A 21,692-nucleotide genomic window follows, 5' to 3' on the forward strand; every position below is an offset into this window, starting at 1 on the left:
GGAGGTGGTGGTGGTGCGTCAGCCCTTCACGGCCCCGGCGACCAGGCCGGAGACCATGCGGCGCTGCACGAGGAGGAAGAAGATGACGACCGGGACGGTCATCAGGGTGGATCCGGCCATGATCGCCCCCCAGTCGACGCCCTTCTGGCCGAAGAAGTACTGCAGCGCGACCGGCATCGTGTAGCCCTCGGAGCCGGACATCAGGTAGAGGGCGAAGACGAGGTCGTTCCAGGCCGTGATGAACGAGAAGATGCTCGTGGCCACCAGGCCGGGCGCGACCAGCGGGAAGAGCACCTTCCAGAACGCCTGCATGCGTCCCGCGCCGTCGATCCAGGCCGCCTCCTCCAGCGACTTGGGCACGGCCGCGACGAACGTGCGGAGCATCCAGACCCCGAACGGCAGCGTCAGCGCGACCTGGGTGACGATCAGCCCGAGCAGGTGGTCGCCGAGCCCGACCCGCTTGACCATCATGTAGAGCGGGATGAGCAGCCCCTCCGCCGGCAACATCTGCACGATCAGCAGCACGACCAGGAACACGCTGCGGCCCTTGAACCGGAAGCGGGCGATGGCCGTGGCCGACAGCAGGGCGAAGGCCGAGCCGATGAGCACCGTGCCGAGCGCCACGATGGCGCTGTTGCGCATGTAGAGCCAGATGGAGTTGTTCGCGATGCCCTCGGACAACACCCGCGAGAAGTGGTCGAAGGTGAAGTGCGTCGGGAACGGGACGAACTCCGTGGTGAAGATCTGGTCGTTCTCCTTGAAGCCGGTCGCCACCATCCAGTAGACGGGGAAGACGGCGTAGAGGAAGACCAGGACGCCGGCGGTGTTGAGGAGGATCTTGCCGAGCCTCCTGCGGGCGAGCGGGGTCACATCTCCTCCTGCTTCACGATCTGCCTGACGTACACGACGGTGATGATGAGCAGGATGATCGTCAGGACGACCGAGATCGCCGCGCCGGTGCCCAGCTTCTGCGGGGGCTTGAACGCCTCGGCGACCGCGTACATGGACAGGTTGAAGCCCTCGCGGTTGGTGGGGCCGTTCATCAGCACGTAGAGCTGGCTGAAGATCTTGAAGTCCCAGATGATCGACAGGATCGTCAGGACGGCGAAGACGGGCTTCAGCATCGGCAGGGTGATCTTCGTGAACGTGCGCCACGGGCCGGAGCCGTCCACCCGCGCCGCCTCGTACAGCTCGTTGGGGATGCCCTTGAGCCCGGCCAGCACCGAGACCGCGATGAACGGGAAGCCGGCCCACACCACGCAGACGACCAGCGCGATGTAGAGGGGCAGGACGTCGTTGAGCCAGGGCGTGCCGGCCCAGCTCGCCTGGCCGTCGGGCGGCGCGGCCAGCCAGTCGGGCAGCAGGTCGAGCGCCCAGTTGACGATGCCGGCCTCGGCGTCGAAGAGCGAGCGCCAGATGACGCCCTGCGCGACCGGCGGCACGGCCCAGGCGAACATGCACCCGATGACCACGAACAGCGACATCTTCTTGCCGAGCTTGTGCAGCAGCACCCCGACGGCGGTGCCGACGATCAGCGTGAGACTGACGGCGACGAAGGCGAAGACGACGGTGTTGCGGAGGGCCGACCAGAAGATGTCGTTGGCCAGGACGTTCTCGAAGTTCTGCAGGCCCACCCACTCGGCCGGCCTGGTGCCCCTGATCTGCGCCAGGCCCACCTTCTGGAAGGCCATCACGGCCAGCTGGAACATCGGGTAGAGCAGCAGCCCCGCGATGACCAGCAGGCCGGGGACGAGCAGGACGTACGGGATGCTCCACGCCGGCAGCCCGCCGGCCCGCGCGCGAGCGGCGTTCTTCTTGCGCCGGTGTCCCGGGGCGGGGGAGGACCCGCCGCCCCGGGTGACCGTAGTCGGGTTCGCCATGGTTACTGGTTCAGGATCTCTTCGAGTTCCTTGTTGGCGTCGGTGAGGGCGGCGTTGGTGTCCTTCTTGCCCTCGATGACGGCCCGGGCGGCGTTCTGCAGGACCATCTTGGTGGCGTCGGCCTCGGCCCAGTTGGGGTCGGCGGGGAAGGCGCGGGCCTTGGCGAACGCCTGGGCGAAGGCGCCCTGCGCCGGGTCCTCCTCCAGCTTGGCCAGGCTGTCCGGGTAGACCGGGAGCAGGCCGCCCTCGGTCGCGTAGCGGTCGGCCCAGGTCTTGCTGGTGGCCAGCTTGATGTACTCCTTGCCGAGGTCGGCCTCCTTGGTGCCGCCCCACAGCGCGATGTCGTTGCCGCCGAAGAAGGACGGGGCCACGCCGCCGGTCTTGGCGGGCAGCGGGAAGAAGCCGAGCTTGTCGCTCTTCAGCTTGCCCTTGGAGTCCTCCTCGATGCCGGGCAGGTCCCAGGCGGCGGTGAGGTACATGGCGACCTTGTTGTTGGCGAAGCGCTTGCGGATGTCGACCGTGTTGAGCGTGAGGTTCGCCTTGGCCGACAGGCCGCCGGTGACCAGGCCGGTGTAGGTCTCGAAGCCCTTGACGAAGCCGGGCTCGGTGAGCTTGCCGACCCACTTGTCGCCTTCCTTGACGGCGTAGTCGCCGCCCTCGGACCAGGCGAACGCGGCCAGCAGGTGGTTGGCGTCGGAGCCGCCGTTGAAGGCGAAGCCGTCGACCCCGGCGCCCTTCTCCTTCTGGATCTTCTTGGCCGCGGCGACGAGCTCGTCCCAGGTCTTCGGGACCTCGATCTTCATGTCCTCGAACCAGTCCTTGCGGTAGAGCACGGCGCGGGCGCCGGCGCCCCACGGCACGGCGTAGATCTCGCCGTCCACGGTCTCGTAGCCGTAGAGGTTCTGGGGGATCCGCGCGCGGTCGCCCTCGCGGGCGATGTCGGTGATCGGGGTCAGCGCGTCCTGGCTCTGCCACATCGGCACCTGGTCGTTGCCGATCTCGGTGACGTCCGGCCCGGTGCCGGTGGCGGCGGCGGCGAACTTGTCGGCGACCTGCGGCCACGGGATCCACTCGAGCTTGACCTCGGCGCCGGTCTGCTTCTTGAACTCGGCGTTCAGCTCTTCCATGTACTTGGCGGCGGCCGGGTTGCTGTCGCCGAGGCGCCAGACGCTGAGGGTCTTGCCGGCGTACTTGGGGCCGGCGGCGGAGGCCGCGGCGCTGGGCGAGGAGGAGGTCTCGCCACCGCCGGAGCCACAGGCGGCCAGGCCCAGGGCCAGGGCGGCCGTGGTGACCGTAGTGGCTGTGATCTTCGCGATCCTCACAGGGTTCTCCCTTCCCGGGTGCTGGCCTACGGTCCGCACCAGGCTGATCGTCAAATGCCGAACGACGCTGCTAAACTAACAAGAAACTTTCTTAAAAGAAACGCTCGTTAGCCATTCGTGACGAGAGGGGTGCGGTAATGAGTCGAAGCCCGGGTGTGCCCCGGCTGCTGCGTCGGTTGAACGATCGCGCGGCACTCGAGCTCCTCCTCGTGGACGGCCCGCTCACCCGGGCGGAACTGGGCGAAAGGACCGGGCTCTCCAAGGTAACGGCAGGTCAGCTCCTGTCCAGACTGGAGGAGCGGGGCCTGGTCGAGGTGGCGGGCGAGCGGGCCGGCGGGCGCGGCCCCCACGCCGCCCTGTACGGCGTCGTTCCCTCCAGCGCGTACGTGGCCGGCCTGGAGGTGCTGCCCGACAGCCTGACCGTCGCTGTGGCCGACATCACAGGCCGGATCGTGGTCGAGATCACCGTCAACCCCGGCGACGGCGGCGACCCGGTCCGCACCGTGCACACCGCCGTTCAGCGGGCCTGCGACACCGCCGGCATCGGCCTGGACCGGCTGCGGGCCTTCGTCATCGGCACCCGCGGCGTGGTCGACCCCGCGAGCGGGGACGTGCGCTGGTCGTACGACCTGCCCGCCTGGCACGTCGGCGTGCTGGCGAGCCTGCGCCGCACCCTCGGCGCCTCCGTCACCATCGAGAACGACGTCAACCTGGTCGCCCTCGCCGAGCACACCTACGGCGCCGCCGTCGGCCACGACGACTTCGCCGTCATCTGGGCGGGTGTCGGCCAGGGCCTCGGCGTCATGCTCAACGGCCGCCTGCACCGCGGCATCACCGGCGGCGCGGGCGAGATCGGCTGGCTGCCGGTGCCCGGCGAGCCGCTGCCCACCGACGTCGCCGAGCCGCAGTCCGGCTCCTTCCAGCGCCTGGTCGGCCACGACGCGCTGCGCGGCCTGGCCCGCGAGCACGGCGTCCAGGGGGCGAGCGTCCCCGACCTGGTGCGCAACGGCGGCGAGGACTTCCTCGACGCGGTCGCCGCCCGGCTCGCGGTGGGCGCGGCGGCGGTCACCGTCGTGCTGGACCCGGCGCTCATCGTGCTGAGCGGCGACGTCGGCCGGGCCGGCGGCGAGCGGCTGGCCGCCAAGGTGCAGGAGGCCGTGGCCCGCGTGTGCCCGAGCCGGCCCGACGTCGTCACCACCCGGGTGGCCGGGAACCCCGTGCTGCGCGGCGCGCTGGTGGCGGCCCTGGAGCAGGCCCGGGAGCAGGTCTTCTCCGACACTGTGTGAAAATCGTTGCCCATGTGGCAGTCCCCGAACGACCCCCGCAACGACGTGGTGCTGATCTCCGACCCGCGGGTGGCCGCGATCCCGGTGGAGGAGTCCGGCGAGCCGCTGGCCGAGGTGCGCGGCCGGCTGCGGGTGGACGGGCGGCTGGCCGACCCCGACGGCGCCTACGCCCACCTGCGCGCCGGCCTGCTGGAGCGGCTGGAGCACGCCGAGTCGCTGCTGCCCGGCGGCTACCACCTGCTGGTCGTCGAGGGCTACCGGCCCATCGCCACCCAGTCCCGCTACTTCACCCGCTACCGCGACGAGCTGCTGGCGGCCAACCCCGGCATGACGGCCGAGGAGGCGCACGTCGCCGCCAGCCGCTACGTCTCGCCCGTCAGCGTGGCCCCGCACACCGCGGGCGCGGCCGTCGACCTCACCCTGTGCGACCCCGAGGGCGCCGAGTACGACCTGGGCACCGAGGTCAACGACAACCCCGAGCAGAGCGACGGCGCCTGCTACACCGCCGCCCCCAACATCTCGGCCGAGGCCCGCGCGCACCGCAAGCTCCTGGCCGCCGCCCTGGAGCCGGCCGGTCTGGTCAACTACCCGACCGAGTGGTGGCACTGGTCCTACGGCGACCGCTACTGGGCCCTCGCCACAGGCGCCCCCAGCGCCGTCTACGGCCCCACAGGTTTTACCGTCTGACAAGCTGGCGTCCGGAAGGTTTTCCGCGAGCTGTCGCCGGGGCACAACCTGTTGCGGGTACTTGACTCCCCCCAACGAGGTGCAGGCATGATTCCGCTGATCGGGATCGAAGAGGAATACCTCATCGTCGATCCCCGCACCCGCCACGTCTCCCCCCACGCGGCCGATGTGCTGGCCGCCACCACCGGGATGGCCGACGTGGTGCACGAGATCACCCGTTTCCAGGTGGAGGCCCGCACGCCGCCCTCCGCCGACCTGAGCGAGCTGGGCTCGCAACTGCGCGGCGTGCGCAAGGAGGTGGCCGACGCGGCCCGCACGTGCGGCCTCGCGGTCGTCGCCAGCGGCATCCCGGTGCTGGGCGACGTCACCTCGCCGCCGCTCACCGACGTGCCGCGCTACCTGTCCAGCAGAGTGGCCTACCGGGCGCTGCAGGACGAGATCACCATCTGCGCGCTGCACGTCCACGTCGACGTGCCCGACCACGAGCACGCCGTCTTCGTGGGCAACCACGTGCGCTGCTGGCTGCCGACGCTGATCGCGCTGGCCGCCAACTCGCCGTTCTTCGCCGGCCGCGACACCGGCTACGCCTCCTGGAGGGTGATCTCCTGGGGCCGGTGGCCGGTGGCGGGCGCGCCGCCGTACTTCGCCTCCTACGCCGACTACGAGCTGGCGCTGCGGGCGCTGGCCGAGTCGGGCGCGCTGCTCGACCCGAAGACGGTCTACTGGGACACCCGTCCGTCGCCGAGCCTGCCCACGGTCGAGATCAGGGCGGCCGACGTGCCGCTCGACGTGAGCGACAGCCTCACGCTGATCGGCCTGGTGCGGGCGCTGGTGGTGACCGCGCTGGAGGCCGTGCGGCGGGGCGACCGCGGGCTGCCCGTCGCGTCGGAGGTGCTGCGCGCCGCCTACTGGCGCGCGGCCAGGGACGGGCTGCCGGGCGAGGGCCTTGACGTGCGCGACGGCACACGGGTGCCGTCGTGGGTCCTCGCCCGGCGGCTCCTGGAGCACGTACGCCCCGCGCTGGCCGCGGCCGGCGACCTGGCGTTCGTGGAGGAGGGCCTGGACCGGCTGCTGCGCAACGGCTCCGGCGCGATGCGGCAGCGCCGGGTGCACGCCCGCGGCCACGACCTGAGCGAGGTGGTGGACGACCTGATCGAGGCCACGGTCGCCTGACGCGGTCAGCGCAGGGCGAGCGCCACGGCCACCCCCAGGCCGAAGGCGACCACCACGCCCCGCAGCACCTTCGCCGACAACAATCTGGCCAAGCGGGTGCCGAGGAAGCCGCCCGCCAGGCTGGCCGGCGCGATCACCGCGACCGCCGCCCACCGCACGTCGCCGAACAGCGAGTACGCCCCCGCCGACACCGTGCTGATCACCAGCGCGAGCACGGCCCGGACGGCGTTGACCCGGTGCAGCCCGTCGTGCAGGAACACGCCGAGCACGGTCAGCAGCAGCACGCCCATGCCGCCGTTGAAGTACGCCCCGTAACACCCGCCGAGGAACACCCCGGCGTGCACCAGGCGGCTCGGCGGCCCGCCCGCCGCGCCCCCGAGGCGGGCCCGCAGCCACGGCTGGGCCAGTAGCGCGAGGCTGGCGAAGCCCACCAGCCACGGCACGATCGACTCGAACAGCCGCCCCGGCGTGACCAGCAGCAGCGCGCTGCCCGCGGCCGCGCCGGCCAGGGCGGTGGCCCCGAGCGCCACCGCCCTGCGCCGCTGCCCGCGCAGCTCGGCCCGGTAGCCCAGCACGCCCCCGAGGTAGCCGGGCCACAGGGCCACGGCGTTCGTCACCGACGCGGTCAGGCTCGGGTACCCCAGCGCCAGCAGCGCCGGGAACGAGACGAGCGTGCCGCCACCGGCCAGGGCGTTCACCACCCCGGCCAGCAGCCCCGACCCCGCCAGGAAGAACAGCTCCGCCGGGCTCATCGGCCGGCGGCGTAGCCCTGGGCGCCACGCGGATTGGCGGCGGCCTTGAGGAAGCCGCCGTCGCGGGCCACCGCGCTGAGCCGGCCCAGCGACCACGGGCCCTGCACCTCGATCTCGTGCCCGCGCCGCCGCAGCTCGGCCACCACGCCCGGGTCCAGCCGCTCCTCGGCGTGCAGCACGCCGGGGCGGGAGCCGCGCGGGAAGAAGGAGCTCGGGAAGTGCTCGGAGTGGAACATGGGGGCGTCGACGGCCTCCTGGAGGTTCAGCCCGCCGTGCACGACCGCGAGGAAGAAGTTCACGCTCCACTGGTCCTGCTGGTCGCCGCCCGGCGTGCCGAACGCCAGCCACGGCCGCCCGTCCCGCAGCGCGAGCGACGGCGACAGCGTGGTGCGGGGCCGCGCGCCCGGCCGCAGCGAGGCGGGCAGGCCCTCCTGCAGCCAGAACATCTGGGCCCGCGTCCCGAGGCAGAAGCCCAGGGAGGGGATGGTGGGGGAGCTCTGCAGCCAGCCGCCGCTGGGGGTGGCCGAGACCATGTTGCCCCAGCGGTCCACGACGTCCACGTGGCAGGTGTCGCCGCGGACCTGGCCGTCCGGGAGCGTCTGCTCGACGCCGCCCGCGCCCGCGCCGACCGTCGGCTCGCCGACGCCCTGCGGGGACCGCGCGCCGGAGACGCCGGGGGCGTCGCTCGCGGTGCCCGGTTCGGGCAGGACCGGCAGCCGGGGCGTGCGCCCGCCGGGGGAGCCGGGCCGCAGCTCCAGGCTGGCCTCGGCGCCGATGAGCGCCCGCCGGTCGGCGTTGTAGGCCGGATCGAGCAGGTCGGCGAGGGGCACGTCGGTGTCGCCGTACCAGGCCTCGCGGTCGGCGAAGGCGAGCTTGGCAGCCTCGGTCACCGTGTGCACGTAGTCGGCGCCGAGGTAGCCCATGGCGTCCAGGTCGACGCCGTCGAGCAGGGCGAGCTGCTGCAGAAACACCGGCCCCTGACCCCACGGGCCGGTCTTGAGCACGGTGTGCCCGCGGTAGTCGAACGCGGCCGGCTCCTCGACGGTGGCGCGCCAGCCCGCCAGGTCGTCGCCGGTGAGCAGGCCGCCGTGCACCTCGCCGGAGCTGTCGCGCCACGCGGTGCTCGCGCTGAAGCCGGCGACCGCCTCGGCGACGAAGCCCTCGTACCAGGCGCGGCGGGCGGCGGCGAGCTGCCCCTCGCGGGTGGCGGAGGCGGCCTCGGCCTCGGCGACGACCCGCCGGTAGGTCGCGGCGAGCACGGGGTTGGCCAGCTTCGAGCCCGGCGCGGGCACCTGCCCGCCGGGCAGCCAGGTGGCCGCCGAGGTCGGCCAGTCGGCGGTGAACAGCCCCTCGACCGAGGCGATCGTGGCCGAGATGCGCTCCAGCACGGGCACGCCGTGCTCGGCGTAGTGGATGGCGGGCGCGAGCACGTCCGCCAGCCGCCAGGTGCCCCAGCGCTCCAGCAGCAGCATCCAGCCGCCGAACGCGCCCGGCACGGTGGCGGCGAGCAGGCCGGTGCCGGGCACGACGGCCAGGCCCAGCTCGGCGTACTTTTCGATGGTCGCGGCGGCCGGGGCGACGCCCTGCCCGCACACGACGTGCGCCCGCTGCTCGGCCTCGCTCCACAGCAGGATCGGCACCTCGCCGCCGGGGCCGTTGAGGTGCGGCTCGGCGACCTGCAGCACGAAGCCGGCGGCCACGGCGGCGTCGAAGGCGTTGCCGCCGCGCTCCAGCACGCCCATGCCGGTGGCGGAGGCCAGCCAGTGGGTGCCGGCGACCATGCCGAAGTCGCCCGTCAGCTCGGGCCTGGTGGTGAACAACGTTGCTCCTATCGTTTCGGGGGTGCGGCGGCGTCGGGGACGCTGTCCGCGGTCACAAGATGGCAGGCGGCCGGATGGCCCTCGCCGAGCAGGGCCGGCTCCTCGGCGCGGCACCGGTCGAAGGCCAGCGGGCACCGGGTGTGGAAGCGGCAGCCGGACGGCGGGTCGAGCGGGCTCGGCACGTCGCCGCCCAGCACGATGCGGCGCCGCTCGCGCTGCCGCACCGGGTCGGGCACCGGCGCGGCCGACAGCAGCGCCTGCGTGTACGGATGCCGCGGCCCGGCGAAGATCTCCGCCGTGGGCCCCGACTCGACGATCTTGCCGAGGTACATCACCGCGACCCGGTCGGCCAGGAACTCCACGACCGACAGGTCATGAGTGATGAACAGGCACGAGAACCCCATGTCGCGCTGCAGGTCGGTGATGAGGTTGAGCACCGACGCCTGCACCGACACGTCCAGCGCCGAGACCGGCTCGTCCGCCACGACCAGCCTGGGCTCCAGGATCAGCGCGCGGGCCAGCCCCACGCGCTGCCGCTGCCCGCCGGACAGCTCGTGCGGGTGGCGGGCGCGCATCTCCGCGCGCAGCCCCACCCGCTCCAGCATCGCGGCGACCCGCCGGGAGACCTCCCGCCGGTCGGCGACCTTGTGCCGCAGCAGCGGCTCGCCGACGATGCGCTCCACGGTGAAGCGCGGGTTGAGCGAGGAGTAGGGGTCCTGGAAGACCATGTGCACGTCGCGGCGCAGCGGGCGCATGGCCCGCCGCGACAGGTGGGTGATGTCGCGGCCGGCCAGCTCGATCCGGCCCGCGGTCGGCTCGGTGAGCCGCAGCACGCACTTGCCGACCGTCGACTTGCCGCTGCCGGACTCGCCGACCAGGCCCAGCACCTCGCCCTCGCCGATCTCCAGCGACAGGCCGTCCACGGCCCGGACCGGGCCGTAGTGCTTGACCAGGTCGTCGATGCGCAGGATCATCGCGTGCCTCCCGGGTGGTAGCAGGCGGCCAGGTGGCCGGGCGCGTGCTCGTCGAGCGGAGGCCGGCTGAGACGGCAGTCGGCCTGGGCGCGCGGGCAGCGGGCCTGGAAGGCGCACTCGTCGGGGTCGGTCAGGGGCGAGGGCACCATGCCGGGGATCTCGGCCAGCCGGCCGTTCACGGCCGCCGACGGCAGGGCGTTCATCAGGCCCACCGTGTACGGGTGCCGCGGGCTCGCGAACAGCTCGGTCACCGGGGCCTGCTCGACGGCGCGGCCGGCGTACATGACCACCGCCCGGTCGGCGATGTCGGCCACCACGCCGAGGTCGTGCGTGATGAGGACGACCGCGGTGCCGAGCCGGTCGCGCAGGTCGCGGAAGACGTCCAGGACGCTGGCCTGGATCGTCACGTCGAGCGCCGTCGTCGGCTCGTCGGCGATGAGCACCCGGGGCGAGCAGGCCACCGCGATCGCGATCATCACGCGCTGCCGCATGCCGCCGGAGAGCTGGTGCGGGTACTCGCCCATCCGGCGCGCCGCGGCCGGGATGCCGACCAGCTCCAGCAGCTCGACCGCGCGCCCGCGGGCGGCCCGCCGCGACAGCCGCTCGTGCCGGCGCAGCACCTCGGTGATCTGGTAGCCGACGGTGAACGACGGGTTCAGCGAGGTCATCGGCTCCTGGAAGACGACCGAGACGTCCTTGCCGCGCACCTGCCGCATGGCGGACTCGGGCAGCGCGGTCAGCTCGCGGCCGTCCAGCGTGATCGAGCCGGACAGGCGGGTGGTCTCCGGCGGCAGCAGCCGCGGCACCGACATCGCGGTGACCGACTTGCCGCAGCCGGACTCGCCGCACAGCGCCAGGATCTCGCCCTGCTCCAGGCTCAGCGAGACGCCTCTGACCGCCTGCACCAGGCCGTCCTCGGTGGTGAAGTCCACGGTCAGGTCCGTGATCTCCAGCAGGCTCATCGGGCGCTCCTCGGGTCCAGGACGTCGCGCAGCCCGTCGCCGAGCAGGTTGAAGCCCAGCGTGGCCAGCGCGATCATCACGCCCGGCCAGATCGCCAGCCAGGGCGCGTCGCCCAGGTACTGCTGCGCGGTCGTCAGCATCACGCCCCACGACGGCGTCGGCGGCTGCACGCCGAGCCCCAGGAACGACAGCGTGGACTCGCCGATGACGGCCGCCGGGATCGCCACCGTGGCCTGCACGATGAGCGGGCTGGCGCAGTTCGGCAGCACGTAGCGGAAGATCAGGTGGGCGTCGCCCGCGCCGTCGGCGACGGCGGCGGCCACGTAGTCCATCTCGCGCACCGCCAGCACCTCGCCGCGGGTGATCCGGATGACGGCCGGGAGCTGGGCGAAGCCGAGCGCCAGCACGACGCCCTTGAGCGACGGCCCGATGATCGCGGCCAGCCCGACCGCGAAGACCAGGAACGGGAAGGCCAGCGTCACGTCCACCAGCCGCATCACGACCGGGTCCAGCCAGCGCCGGTAGAACCCGGCGACCAGCCCGACCGGGATGCCGACGGCCATCGCCAGCAGCGTGGACAGCACGCCGGCCTGCAACGACACCTGCGCGCCCGAGGCGATCCTGGCGAAGGCGTCGCGGCCGAGGTCGTCGGTGCCCATCGGGTGCGCCCCTGACGGCGGGGCCAGCGTGGCCAGGTAGTCCTGCGCGGCCGGGTCGGCCGTCACCAGCGGCCCGACCAGCGCCAGCAGCAGGAACGCCGCCACCAGCGCCAGCCCCGCCACCGCCATCGGCCGCCTGCGGAAGCGCCGCCACGCCCTAGTCATGACGCGCCCCCGCCAGCCTGATGCGCGGGTTGAGCAGCGCGTAGGCGAGGTCCACCAGCAGGTTGACCAGCACGTAGCCGATCACCGTCACCAGCACGACGGCCTGGATGACCGGATAGTTCCTGGTCAGCACCGCGTCCACGGTGAGCTTGCCGAAGCCGGGGATCACGAAGATCTGCTCGGTCACGACCGCGCCGCTGATCAGCGCGCCGAGCTGGAGGCCCAGCACCGTGATCACGGTCGTCAGACTGTTGCGCAGCGCGTGCGCGCCGACCACCTTGACCTCCGACAGGCCCTTGGAGCGGGCGGTGCGGACGTAGTCGGCCGACAGCGCGCCCAGCATGGCCGAGCGGGTCTGCCGCATGAGGATCGCGGCGAAGCCGGTGCCGAGGACGAGCGCGGGCAGGATCATCCGCTGCAGGTTCGCCGCCGGGTCCGCGGTGAACGGGACGTAGCCGGAGGCCGGCAGCACCCGCCAGGTGACCGCGAACAGCAGGATGCCGAGCAGCCCCAGCCAGAAGTGCGGCACCGACAGCCCCGCCAGGCCGAACCCGGTGGCCACGTAGTCGGCGAACCTGCCGCGCCGCACGGCCGCCACGATGCCCGCGCCGACGCCGACGACGATCGCGACGAGCATGGCGAGGGCCGACAGCTCCAGCGTCACCGGCAGCCGCTCCGCGATGATCCCGGCGACCGGGAGCTGGTCCTGGGTGGAGCGGCCGAGGTTGCCGGCGAGCGTCTGGGTGACGTAGTCGAGGTACTGGGCGGGCAGCGGCTTGTCCAGGCCGAACTCGGCGCGGATGGCGGCGACCACGGCCGGCGAGGCCTCCTGGCCCGCCATGACCGTGGCCGGGTCGCCGGGCAGTGCCCTGATCCCCAGGAAGATCAGGACGCTGGCCAGGAAGAGCACGATCACCGCGGACCCGCAGCGCCGCAGGACGAACCAGAGCATCACGCGGCGTACCCGGCGGTGACGAAGCGCGGCAGGCCGTCCTTGAAGTATTGGACGCCGGCGACCTTCCTGCTCATGCCCAGGTAGTACTTGTTGTGGTACAGGTACAGCACGCCGCGCAGCTCGGCGGCCTTCCGCATGGCGGCGGCGTACAGCGCGGCGCGTTCGGCGGGGTCGCTCTCGGCGGCGGCCTGCTTGATCGGGTCGTCGATGCCGGGGTCGGACATGCCGCTGTAGTTGTTGCTGCCGCGGGTGGTGACCAGGTTCGTCAGGTTGCCGTCCGGGTCCACGCGGCCGGACCAGCCGTTCAGCACCACGTCGAACTTGCCGGACTTGCCCTGCTCCAGGGTGCTGACGAACTCGGCGGTCTGCACGCTCACGTTGAAGCCGGCCTCCTTGGTCATCTGCTGGATGACCTGGGCGAGGCGGACGTTGGTGGCGTCGTTCGGGCTGGTCACCGTGACCGGGATCGGCGTCGGCACGCCGCTCGCCCGCACGAGCTGCCTGGCCTTGGCGAGGTCGCGCTTGGGGCAGGTCAGGCCGGGGGCCCGGTAGGGGCTGTCCACCGGCACGGGGTAGCAGTCCACCTCGTGCAGGCCGTTGTAGACGGTCTTGTTGATCAGGTCGCGGTCCAGCGCCAGCTCGAACGCCTCGCGGAGCTGCGGGCTCCTGGCCAGCGCCGTGTCGACCGGGCCGGGCTTCTCGGTGGAGCCGGCGGCGTTGCCGACGTTGATCGTGATGCCGTAGTAGCCGAGGCCGCCGCCGGAGACGACGCTGAGGCCGGGGTCGCTCTGCACGCTCTTGACGGTCGTGGTGGCGAGGTTGTCGCCGACCTGGACGTCGCCGGACTTGAGGTTCGCGGCCCGGACGTTCGGGTCGACGATGATCCTGTATACGAGCTTGTCGAGCTTGACCTTGGCGGCGTCGTAGTAGTCGGCCGACTTCTCCAGCGTGATCTCGTTGCCGGAGGTGCGGCTGACGAACTTGAACGGGCCCACGCAGACGGGGCTCGCGCCGAAGTTGTCGCCCGCCGCGTCCAGCGCCTTCGGCGACATGATCATGCCGGCCCGGTCGGCGAGCTGCGCGGTCAGCGGCGTGAACGCCTGCGACAGCGTCAGCCGCACGGTCGCCGGGTCGACCGCGGTGACCTTGGTGACGGCGGCGAGGTCGGCCTGGCGGGCGGACTTCTCCCAGGTGCGGTGGCGGTCGAGCGACTTCTTGACGGCCGCGGCGTCCAGCGGGGTGCCGTCGTTGAACTTCACGCCCGCGCGCAGCTTGATCGTCACCTCCCTGCCGTCGCCGGAGACCTCGGGCAGGGCGGCGGCGAGCTGGGGGACCAGCGCCGACTTCGCGTCGATGTCGTAGAGCTTCTCGCACATGTTCACGAACACCTCGCGGCCGACCAGGGTGGTCGAGACGCTCGGGTCGAGGGCGTCGGGGTCGGCGCTGAGCGCGACGGTCAGCGTGCCGCCGGCCTTGACCGGCCGGTTGTCGGCCGAGGCGTCGGCTATGGAGGGCGGGGCGGCGGGCGCCGAGGCGGTGCCGCCGCCTCCGCCGCACGCGGTCAGGGCAAGGGGGAGGACGGCGAGCGCCGCGACGAGCCTGGGGGACGGTCTCATGGGAGCCTCCGGTGGAAGGTTTAGGAGACTGTATACAAGAACCGGCGTTTCCGAGGTGTTACATCCTTGTTTGTTGTTATCTGAGTGTTTTCTAATCGTTCGGGTGTTTTGGCATGCGGCCCATCGCGGCCAGGAACGACCGGCGGGCCGCCGCCACGTGCGCGACCGCTCTGGCCTGGGCCTCGTCCTCGTCGCCCGCGATGATCGCCTCGCACAGCCCGAGGTGCTCGGTCCAGGAGTGCGGGCCGCGTACCGAGGCGGTCTGGCTGAAGACCCACTGCGCCCGCTGCAGCATCGGCGTCATCATCAGGCTGAGGTAGGAGTTGCCCGCCGCCTCGCCCACCGCCAGGTGGAAGGCGGTGTTGAGGTCGGCCACCCGTTCGAGACGCCCGGCCTCCACCGCCTCCTTGGCCTGCTCCAGCACCGCGCGCAGCCGCCGGGCGGAGGCCGGCGTGCGCTTGCGCGCGGCCAGCCGCGCCGCGAGCCCTTCGATGGCCATGCGGACGTCGAACAGCTCCTCGCCCTCCTCGGCCGAGAGCCGCGCGACCGTGGCCCCGAGGCGGGGGACGACCTCGATGAACCCCTCGGCGGCCAGCACCCGGATGGACTCGCGCACCGGGTTGCGGGACACGCCGAGCGTGGCGGCCAGCCGGTCCTCGACCAGCCGCTCGCCCTGGGCCAGCTCGCCGGACAGGATGCGGCGGCGCAGCTCGGCGGTGACCTCGTCGCGTAAGGTCCGGTGGGCCGCGCCCAGCGTCTGATCCGTCATATCGGGCTAATCGTATACAGAACTATCAGGTGTCCGAATCCTCTCGCCATGGCCGCGCCACCTCCCACATGCGGTCGAACTCGGCGGTGAAGTGCTGGAACCAGAAGTGGTCGCGGCGGGGCGTCAGCGTGAAGACCGGGTCGCGGCCGGCCGAGCTGTGCGTGCCCAGCTCGACGTGCACGACCCCGTCGTCGTCGCGCGGGTCCAGCAGCACCAGCCCGAACGCCGGCACGAACGGCAGGAACCGCACCTCGATCGCGCCCTTCAGCTCCTCCAGCAGGTAGAGCGTGGAGGTGACCCGGTGCTCGAACACCTCGCCCCGGCCGACGATCGTGCTGCGCCGCGCCGCCTCCTCAGGGACCGTCCCCTCCGGGTCGATGAGCAGCACCTTGACCGACGCGCCCCGCTCCAGGGCCGCGCGCAGCTCCTCGACGTGCCCCCGGACCGTGCGGCTCAGCGTCACGCCCGCCAGGCGCACGTCCCGCGCCCGGCCCACCCGCTCGCCCAGCCCCTTCCGCTCCGTCGTCAGGAAGACGTCGCCGGCCAGGCGGGCCTCGACCAGGCGGTTGAGGTCGGCGATCCGCGCTTCCAGGTCGGTCACCTGGTGGCGCGGGCCGAGCGCGTTCACGGCGACGAGGGCCAGCGTGGCCAGCGTCGCCGCGCCGATGATCTGCGCGTCCACGACACTGAGGACGCCGAGCACCCCCACCGTCAGCGCGATCAGCGCGGTGAGGTAGATCTCCAGGTTCTTGCCGGTGCTGAGGTCCGCGCGCAAGCGACGAAAGGGGCCCATCCGATCATTGTGATCGCTTCTTGGCGCGGTACGGGAGCCAGAATCCCAGACCGTACATGGCCAGGCCGAGCAGCATCATGCCGACCGCCACCGGCCACCGCAGCCCCGGCCCCACGTACGTGGCCAGGAACCACGAATGCCTGAGCTGCCCGCCCGACACCATCACCGCGGCCACGTTCCCCTGCGGCACCAGCGGGATCGCGCCGAGCGAGACGCACGTCACCGCGACCGCCCGCCGCCCCTTCGGCATCTCCGGGAACGTGAACGACGAGCCGGGCCCGGCCCCGCCGAGCCGCCTGCCCCACCAGCCGGCCGCCAGGGCCACCGCGGTCGCGGGCGCGGCGCTCAGCGGCACCAGGAACATCATCAGGTACGCCAGGCCGGTCAGCGAGCCGTCGTCCTCGCTGGTGCGCAGCGGGTTGCCGCCGCGGTTGCGCGGGTCGGTGCCGGGCACCAGCGCGAACACCGAGACCAGCGGCACCAGCCCCGAGGCGCCGCCCAGCGCGGCCAGGTGGCGGCCAGGATCAGCGGCCAGGGTCCGTCCGCGACCGCCGTCAGGACCACCGCCAGGGCCAGCGCCACCGGGGCCACGGCCGTCAGCCAGGCACGCCGGCACCACCAGGCTGATCGCCGGGGCCACGCCGGCGAACGCCGCGGCCGCCGCCACCCGGCCCTGGTCGATCACCGCCACGTGGTCGCAGAGCTGCTCCACCAGCGCCATCACATGGCTCGACAACACGATCGAGCCGCCGCCCGCGACGAAACCCCGCAGAATCATCTTGATCGTCGCCGCCGACACCGGGTCCACCGCCTCGAACGGCTCGTCCAGCACCAGCAGCCGCGGCGCGTGCAGCAGCGCCGTGGCCAGGCCGATCTTCTTGCGCATGCCGGTCGAGTGCTCGATCACCAGCGTCTTCTCCGCGCCGTCCAGCTCCAGCACCGACAGCAGCTCCTCGGCCCGCGCCGCCACCACGTCCTTGCCGAGCCCGCGCAGCAGCCCCAGGTACGTCAGCACCTCGCGGCCGGTCAGCCGGCCGCCGCGGCTACCCGTCGCCTCCGCATCTCCGTGACCTGCGGCTCCCGCGTTTCAAGCCGCTGCTGCGCGGGCGGCCACCTCCACCGGTCAGGCGCGCAGCCGCAGCCCCCGCGGGGTGGGATGGAAGCCGGCCGCCTCCAGGGCCGCCGCCAGCGGGGACTCGGTGATCGACCCCCCGTCGGCCCGCTCGACCGTCAGCTTGCCCAGCGCCCCGTCGCGCACCGCCAGCGCCAGCGCGTCCACGGCCGGCTGCAGCCGCTCGTCGTCGGCGAACGACAGCAGCGTCTTGCCGCCCCGCTCGACGTACAGCACGAGATGCCCGTCCACCAGCACCACCAGCGCCCCCGCCTTGCGTCCCGGCTTGTGCCCGGCGTCGCCGGGCCGCTGCGGCCAGGACAGCGCGGCCCCGTACGGGTTGGCGGGATCGGCGGCGGCCAGCACCACGGCCCGCCGCCCGGTCTCGCGCCTCGGCGCTTCAGCCCACGGCGCGGGAGCCCCGCCGAAGCCGTCACCCTCGTGGGCGGGAGCGGCGGCCGGGGCGATGCCCGGGGCCATGGCCCGCATCCGGTCCACGGCCCCGGGCAGCGCGAACTGCGCCCCGCCGAGCCCTTCGACGAAGTACCCCCGCCGGCACCGGCCGCTCTCCTCGTACGCCCGCAGAACCTGATAAACGGGCGTGAACCCGCCCGGCAGCCGCTCCGACGTCACGGCCCCCCGCGTCACCACGCCATGCCGTTCGAGCAGCGCCTCGGCCTGGGCCTGGGCCCGCTGCGCGGCGTCGGCGGCGGGCCCGGGCAGCAGCCACCACCGTCCCGCCACCGTCGGCGGCCCGCTCCGGGTGGGCAGCACCGCCCGCCGCCGCCGCGTCGTCGCGGGCCGGTGCGCCGGACGGCCGGTGCCGAGCGTGGCCCGCAGCGGCGCGAGCGTGTCGCCGGAGACGCGTCCCGACCACACCAGGTCCCACAACGTCGTCGCCAGCGCCTGGTCGTCCTGAGACCCCAGCTGGTCGGAGAGCCCGCGGAAGAACAGCGCGCCCCCGCCGCCCAGCAGCTCCAGCAGGCGCTCGTGCGCCGCCGTCATCGTGATCTCGGCCGGTTCGGGCAGCAGCAGCGGCGCGGTGTCGGCGAAGTACAGCGACACCCAGCCGTCGCCGCCGGGCAGCGACCCCTGGCCCACCCACATCACCTCGCCGGACGAGGTCAGCTCGTCCAGCAGCGACGGATGGTAGCCCGGCACCCGCGACGGCAGCACCAGGCTCTCTAGCGCCGACGCGGGAACGGCGGCCCCCTGCAGCTGCTCGACGGCCCGGACCAGCGCGTCCATAGCCCGCGCCGTCCCGCCGGCGCCACGCGGCCCCCAGCCCGCGCCTCCGGGTCCGGCGCCCGCGCCGCCCCGGCCGGCCTCCGCCGCGGACGTCCCCGTGACGCCGTGCCAAGCGGGCAGGAACAGGGCGAGCGTCTCCGGCGCGACCGGCTCCACCTCCTTGCGCAGCCGGGCCAGCGACCGCCGGCGCAACATCCGCAGCACCCCGGCGTCGCACCACTCCTCGCCCCGCCCGCCGGGCCGGAACTCGCCGCTCGCCACCCGCCCCGCCGCGGCCAGCCGCCGCAGGGCGTCGGTCACCACGGCCACCCCGAGCCCGAACCGCGCGGCGGCGGTGCCGGCGTGGAACGGCCCCCGGGTGCGGGCATGCCGCGCCACCAGGTCGGCCAGCGGATCGGGCACCGGCTCCAGGAACACGTGCGGCACCCCCACCGGCAACGGCACGCCCAGCGCGTCGCGCAGCCGCCCGGCGTCCTCGATGGCCGCCCACTGCTCCTCTCCCGCGACGCGCACCCGGATCGCGCGCCGCGCCCGTTCCAGCTCCTCCAGCCAGGCCGGGTCGCCGCCGCGCACGCTGACGTCGGGCGCGAGCAGCGGACCGTGCGAGCGCAGCAGGTCAGAAAGGTCCTCGGCGTCGCGCAGCGGCCGGTCGAGCCGCGCCAGCTCGCGCTCGGCGTCGGAGATCACGTCAGGGTCGAGCAGCTCGCGCAGGTCGGCCTGGCCCAGCAGCTCCGCCAGCAGGGACGTGTCCAGCGCGAGCGCCTGCGCCCGCCGCTCGGCCAGCGGGGCGTCGCCCTCGTACATGAACGCGCCCACGTAGTGGAACAGCAGCGACGCGGCGAACGGCGAGGCCTGCGAGGTCTCCACCTCCACCACCCGCACCCGCCGGGCGGCGATGTCGCGCATGAGCCGCACCAGCCCCGGAACGTCGAAGACGTCCTGGAGGCACTCGCGCATCGTCTCCAGCACGATCGGGAACGAGGCGTACTGCGAGGCCACCCCCAGCAGGTGGGCCGCCCGCTGCCGCTGCTGCCACAGGGGGCTGCGCCGGCCCGGCGTGCGGCGCGGCAGCAGCAGCGCCCGTCCGGCGCACTCGCGGAAGCGGGAGGCGAACAGCGCGGACCCGCCCAGCTCCTCGGTGACGAGCTGCTCGATCTCCTCGGCGTCGAACGCCGCCACGTCGGCCGGCGGCTCCGCCAGGGTGTCGGGGATGCGCAGCACGATGCCGTCGTCGGAGTGCACGGCCTGCACGTCCACGCCGTAGCGTTCGCGCAGCCGCCGGTTGATCGCGAGGGCCCACGGGGCGTGCACCCGGGCCCCGTACGGCGAGTGGATCACCACTCGCCAGTCGCCGAGCTCGTCGTGGAAGCGCTCGACCAGCAGCGTGCGGTCGTCGGGCACGTAGCCGGTGGCCTGGCGCTGCTCCTCCAGGTAGGCCCGGAGGTTGCCGGCGGCGTACTCGTCCAGCCCGGCGGCCCGCACCCGCTCCTCCGAGCCGCCCTTGGCCTGCTCGCGCAGGAACTCGCCGATGGCCCGCCCCAGCTCGGCCGGCCGCCCCGGCGCGTCGCCGTGCCAGAACGGCAGCTTGCCCGGCTGACCGGGCGCGGGGGAGACCAGCACCCGGTCGGCGGTGATGTCCTCGATGCGCCAGGAGGTCGCGCCCAGCACGAACACGTCGCCGACGCGCGACTCGTAGACCATCTCCTCGTCCAGCTCGCCCACCCGGGAGGCCCGCTCACCCACCAGGAACACGCCGAACAGGCCCCGGTCGGGGATCGTGCCGCCGTTGGTGACCGCCAGCCGCTGCGCGCCGGGCCGGCCCTGGAGGGTGCCGGTGACGCGGTCCCAGACGATGCGCGGGCGCAGCTCGGCGAACTCCTCGCTCGGGTAGCGCCCGGCCAGCATGTCGAGCGTGGCCTCCAGGGCGGTGCGCGGCAGCGTGGAGTAGGGGGCGGCCCGCCTGACCACCGCCTCCAGCTCGTCGACCGTCCACTCGTCCATGGCGGTCATGGCCACGATCTGCTGGGCGAGCACGTCGAGCGGGTTGCGCGGATAGCGCATCTCCTCGATGCGGCCGTCCTTCATGCGCTCGGCCACCACGGCGGTCTGCACCAGATCACCCCGGTACTTCGGGAAGATCACGCCCTTGGACACTGCGCCCACCTGGTGACCCGCCCGGCCGATGCGCTGCAGCCCGCTCGCCACGCTCGGCGGCGCCTCCACGCACGCGACCAGGTCGACCGCGCCCATGTCGATGCCCAGCTCGAGGCTGGACGTGGCGACCACGGCCGGCAGCCGCCCCGACTTCAGCGCCTCCTCGATCTGCGCCCGCTCCTCCTTCGACACCGAGCCGTGATGAGCACGCACGATCTCCGTCACCACGCCCTTGCCGCTGCCCGCCTGCGCCATCACCTCGGCCGGCGGGCGGCGCGGCGCACCGGGATCGGGCGGCGTCTCCCAGATCGACAGGTCCACGGCCTCCATGCCCTGCGAACGCTCGTAGGCCAGCTCGTTGAGCCGCGAGCACAGCCGCTCGGCCAGCCGCCGCGAGTTGGCGAACACGATCGTCGAGCTGTGGGCCTCGATGAGGTCGAACAACCGGTCCTCGACGTGCGGCCAGATCGACCTGCTCCGGGGCGGGCCGCCGTCCTCGCCGTCCTCGCCGCCGCCCTCCAGCGGGCCGGGCCCGGCGTCGGTCTCGGTCATGTCCTCGACCGGGACGACGACCTCGACCTCGATCCGCTTGTCGGCGGGCGGCTGCACCACCGTGGCCGGACGCGCGCCGCCCAGGAACGCCGCCACCTCGCTCACCGGCCGCACCGTCGCCGACAGGCCGATGCGCTGGGCGGGCCGCTCCAGCAACGCGTCCAGCCGCTCCAGGCTGAGCGCCAGGTGGGCGCCGCGCTTGGTGGCGGCGACCGCGTGCACCTCGTCGACGATCACGGTCTCGACGTCGCGCAACGCCTCCCGCGCCTGGCTCGTGAGCAGCAGGAACAGCGACTCCGGCGTGGTGATGAGGATGTCGGACGGCTTGGCCGCGAACTTCCTGCGGTCCTCGGCCGGCGTGTCGCCCGAGCGGATCGCCACCGAGATCTCCGGCACCGGCAGGCCGAGCCGGCGCGCCGTCTGCCTCAGGCCCGCGAGGGGGGCGCGGAGGTTGCGCTCGACGTCCACGGCCAGGGCCTTGAGCGGCGAGACGTACAACACCCGCGTGCCCTTGCCCCGCTCCCCGGCCTCGCCCGGGGTGGCCTCGGCGGCCAGCCGGTCGAGCGACCACAGGAAGGCCGCCAGCGTCTTGCCCGACCCGGTGGGCGCGACGACCAGGGTGTTGTCGCCACGCGCGATGGACTCCCACGCCTGCTCCTGGGCGGCCGTGGGAGCCTGGAAGGCTCCGGCGAACCACTGCTGCGTCGTCCGGCTGAACTGGTCTAGCGAGCTCACCAGCACATATTGCCTCGCGCCACCGACAGAAAACGCATTGTCCGGATGCCGCGCGGTTGAGCGGCCCTCCTGGCGGACA

The 21,692-nt window shown here is 73.2% G+C and carries 16 protein-coding genes and 1 pseudogene; 3 read left to right on the plus strand and 14 right to left on the minus strand.

The genetic code is table 11. The features are described from left to right. Nucleotides 1-18 precede the first annotated feature (18 nt). From MF672_RS39365 to MF672_RS39375, 3 genes are read right to left on the minus strand one after another with little or no spacing between them, the layout of a single operon-like run. Nucleotides 19-870, minus strand: coding sequence for a carbohydrate ABC transporter permease (locus MF672_RS39365; protein ID WP_242373875.1), 852 nt, complete (start codon nt 868-870; stop codon nt 19-21). Next, the gene (locus MF672_RS39370; RefSeq protein WP_242373876.1) at nt 867-1,880 is read right to left on the minus strand and encodes a carbohydrate ABC transporter permease; all 1,014 of its coding nucleotides are present in this window, start codon (nt 1,878-1,880) and stop codon (nt 867-869) included. The genes MF672_RS39365 and MF672_RS39370 overlap by 4 nt, the downstream gene beginning before the upstream one ends. 2 nt (nt 1,881-1,882) lie before the next feature. Next, complete coding sequence (locus MF672_RS39375; RefSeq protein WP_242373877.1) at nt 1,883-3,202, minus strand: sugar ABC transporter substrate-binding protein; 1,320 nt, start codon at nt 3,200-3,202, stop codon at nt 1,883-1,885. Between the two features lie 137 nt (nt 3,203-3,339). On the opposite strand from MF672_RS39375, the gene MF672_RS39380 reads away from it, so the two are divergent. The 3 genes from MF672_RS39380 to MF672_RS39390 all read left to right on the plus strand — a co-directional run bounded on the left by MF672_RS39380 (nt 3,340) and on the right by MF672_RS39390 (nt 6,348). Further along, on the plus strand, nt 3,340-4,488 hold the full coding sequence (locus MF672_RS39380; RefSeq protein WP_242373878.1) for an ROK family transcriptional regulator: 1,149 nt from the start codon (nt 3,340-3,342) through the stop codon (nt 4,486-4,488). Between the two features lie 12 nt (nt 4,489-4,500). After that, nucleotides 4,501-5,175 carry a M15 family metallopeptidase gene (locus MF672_RS39385; RefSeq protein WP_242373879.1) on the plus strand — a complete coding sequence of 225 codons (675 nt, stop codon included), beginning with the start codon at nt 4,501-4,503 and terminating at the stop codon, nt 5,173-5,175. Between the two features lie 87 nt (nt 5,176-5,262). After that, the gene (locus MF672_RS39390) at nt 5,263-6,348 is read left to right on the plus strand and encodes a carboxylate-amine ligase (protein WP_242373880.1); all 1,086 of its coding nucleotides are present in this window, start codon (nt 5,263-5,265) and stop codon (nt 6,346-6,348) included. A 5-nt stretch (nt 6,349-6,353) separates the two neighbouring features. On the opposite strand, the gene MF672_RS39395 is transcribed toward MF672_RS39390, so the two are convergent. From MF672_RS39395 to MF672_RS39445, 11 genes and pseudogenes are all read right to left on the minus strand, one after another. Continuing rightward, the gene (locus MF672_RS39395; RefSeq protein WP_242373881.1) at nt 6,354-7,100 is read right to left on the minus strand and encodes a sulfite exporter TauE/SafE family protein; all 747 of its coding nucleotides are present in this window, start codon (nt 7,098-7,100) and stop codon (nt 6,354-6,356) included. After that, nucleotides 7,097-8,881 carry a gamma-glutamyltransferase family protein gene (locus tag MF672_RS39400; RefSeq protein WP_242373920.1) on the minus strand — a complete coding sequence of 595 codons (1,785 nt, stop codon included), beginning with the start codon at nt 8,879-8,881 and terminating at the stop codon, nt 7,097-7,099. The genes MF672_RS39395 and MF672_RS39400 overlap by 4 nt, the downstream gene beginning before the upstream one ends. Before the next feature lie 47 nt (nt 8,882-8,928). Further along, a complete protein-coding gene (locus MF672_RS39405) occupies nt 8,929-9,894 on the minus strand; it encodes an ABC transporter ATP-binding protein (protein ID WP_242373882.1) in 966 nt (321 codons plus the stop codon). Next, complete coding sequence (locus MF672_RS39410; protein WP_242373883.1) at nt 9,891-10,856, minus strand: ABC transporter ATP-binding protein; 966 nt, start codon at nt 10,854-10,856, stop codon at nt 9,891-9,893. Before MF672_RS39410 ends, MF672_RS39405 begins: the two co-directional genes overlap by 4 nt. Further along, entirely contained in the window at nt 10,853-11,680 is an 828-nt protein-coding gene (locus tag MF672_RS39415) for an ABC transporter permease (RefSeq protein WP_242373884.1), read from the minus strand. The genes MF672_RS39410 and MF672_RS39415 overlap by 4 nt, the downstream gene beginning before the upstream one ends. Beyond that, entirely contained in the window at nt 11,673-12,632 is a 960-nt protein-coding gene (locus MF672_RS39420; RefSeq protein WP_242373921.1) for an ABC transporter permease, read from the minus strand. Before MF672_RS39420 ends, MF672_RS39415 begins: the two co-directional genes overlap by 8 nt. Then, nucleotides 12,632-14,251, minus strand: coding sequence for an ABC transporter substrate-binding protein (locus tag MF672_RS39425; RefSeq protein WP_242373885.1), 1,620 nt, complete (start codon nt 14,249-14,251; stop codon nt 12,632-12,634). Before MF672_RS39425 ends, MF672_RS39420 begins: the two co-directional genes overlap by 1 nt. Nucleotides 14,252-14,342: 91 nt before the next feature. Continuing rightward, a complete protein-coding gene (locus MF672_RS39430; protein ID WP_242373886.1) occupies nt 14,343-15,020 on the minus strand; it encodes a GntR family transcriptional regulator in 678 nt (225 codons plus the stop codon). A 25-nt stretch (nt 15,021-15,045) separates the two neighbouring features. Beyond that, complete coding sequence (locus tag MF672_RS39435; protein WP_242373887.1) at nt 15,046-15,813, minus strand: hypothetical protein; 768 nt, start codon at nt 15,811-15,813, stop codon at nt 15,046-15,048. Between the two features lie 637 nt (nt 15,814-16,450). Beyond that, nucleotides 16,451-16,846, minus strand: a pseudogene (locus MF672_RS39440) (ATP-binding cassette domain-containing protein); the annotation flags it as partial. A gap of 90 nt (nt 16,847-16,936) precedes the next feature. Then, complete coding sequence (locus tag MF672_RS39445) at nt 16,937-21,619, minus strand: ATP-dependent helicase (protein WP_407654792.1); 4,683 nt, start codon at nt 21,617-21,619, stop codon at nt 16,937-16,939. Nucleotides 21,620-21,692 lie beyond the last annotated feature (73 nt).

Origin of the sequence: Actinomadura luzonensis (assembly GCF_022664455.2) — a bacterium.
GTDB lineage: Bacteria > Actinomycetota > Actinomycetes > Streptosporangiales > Streptosporangiaceae > Nonomuraea > Nonomuraea luzonensis.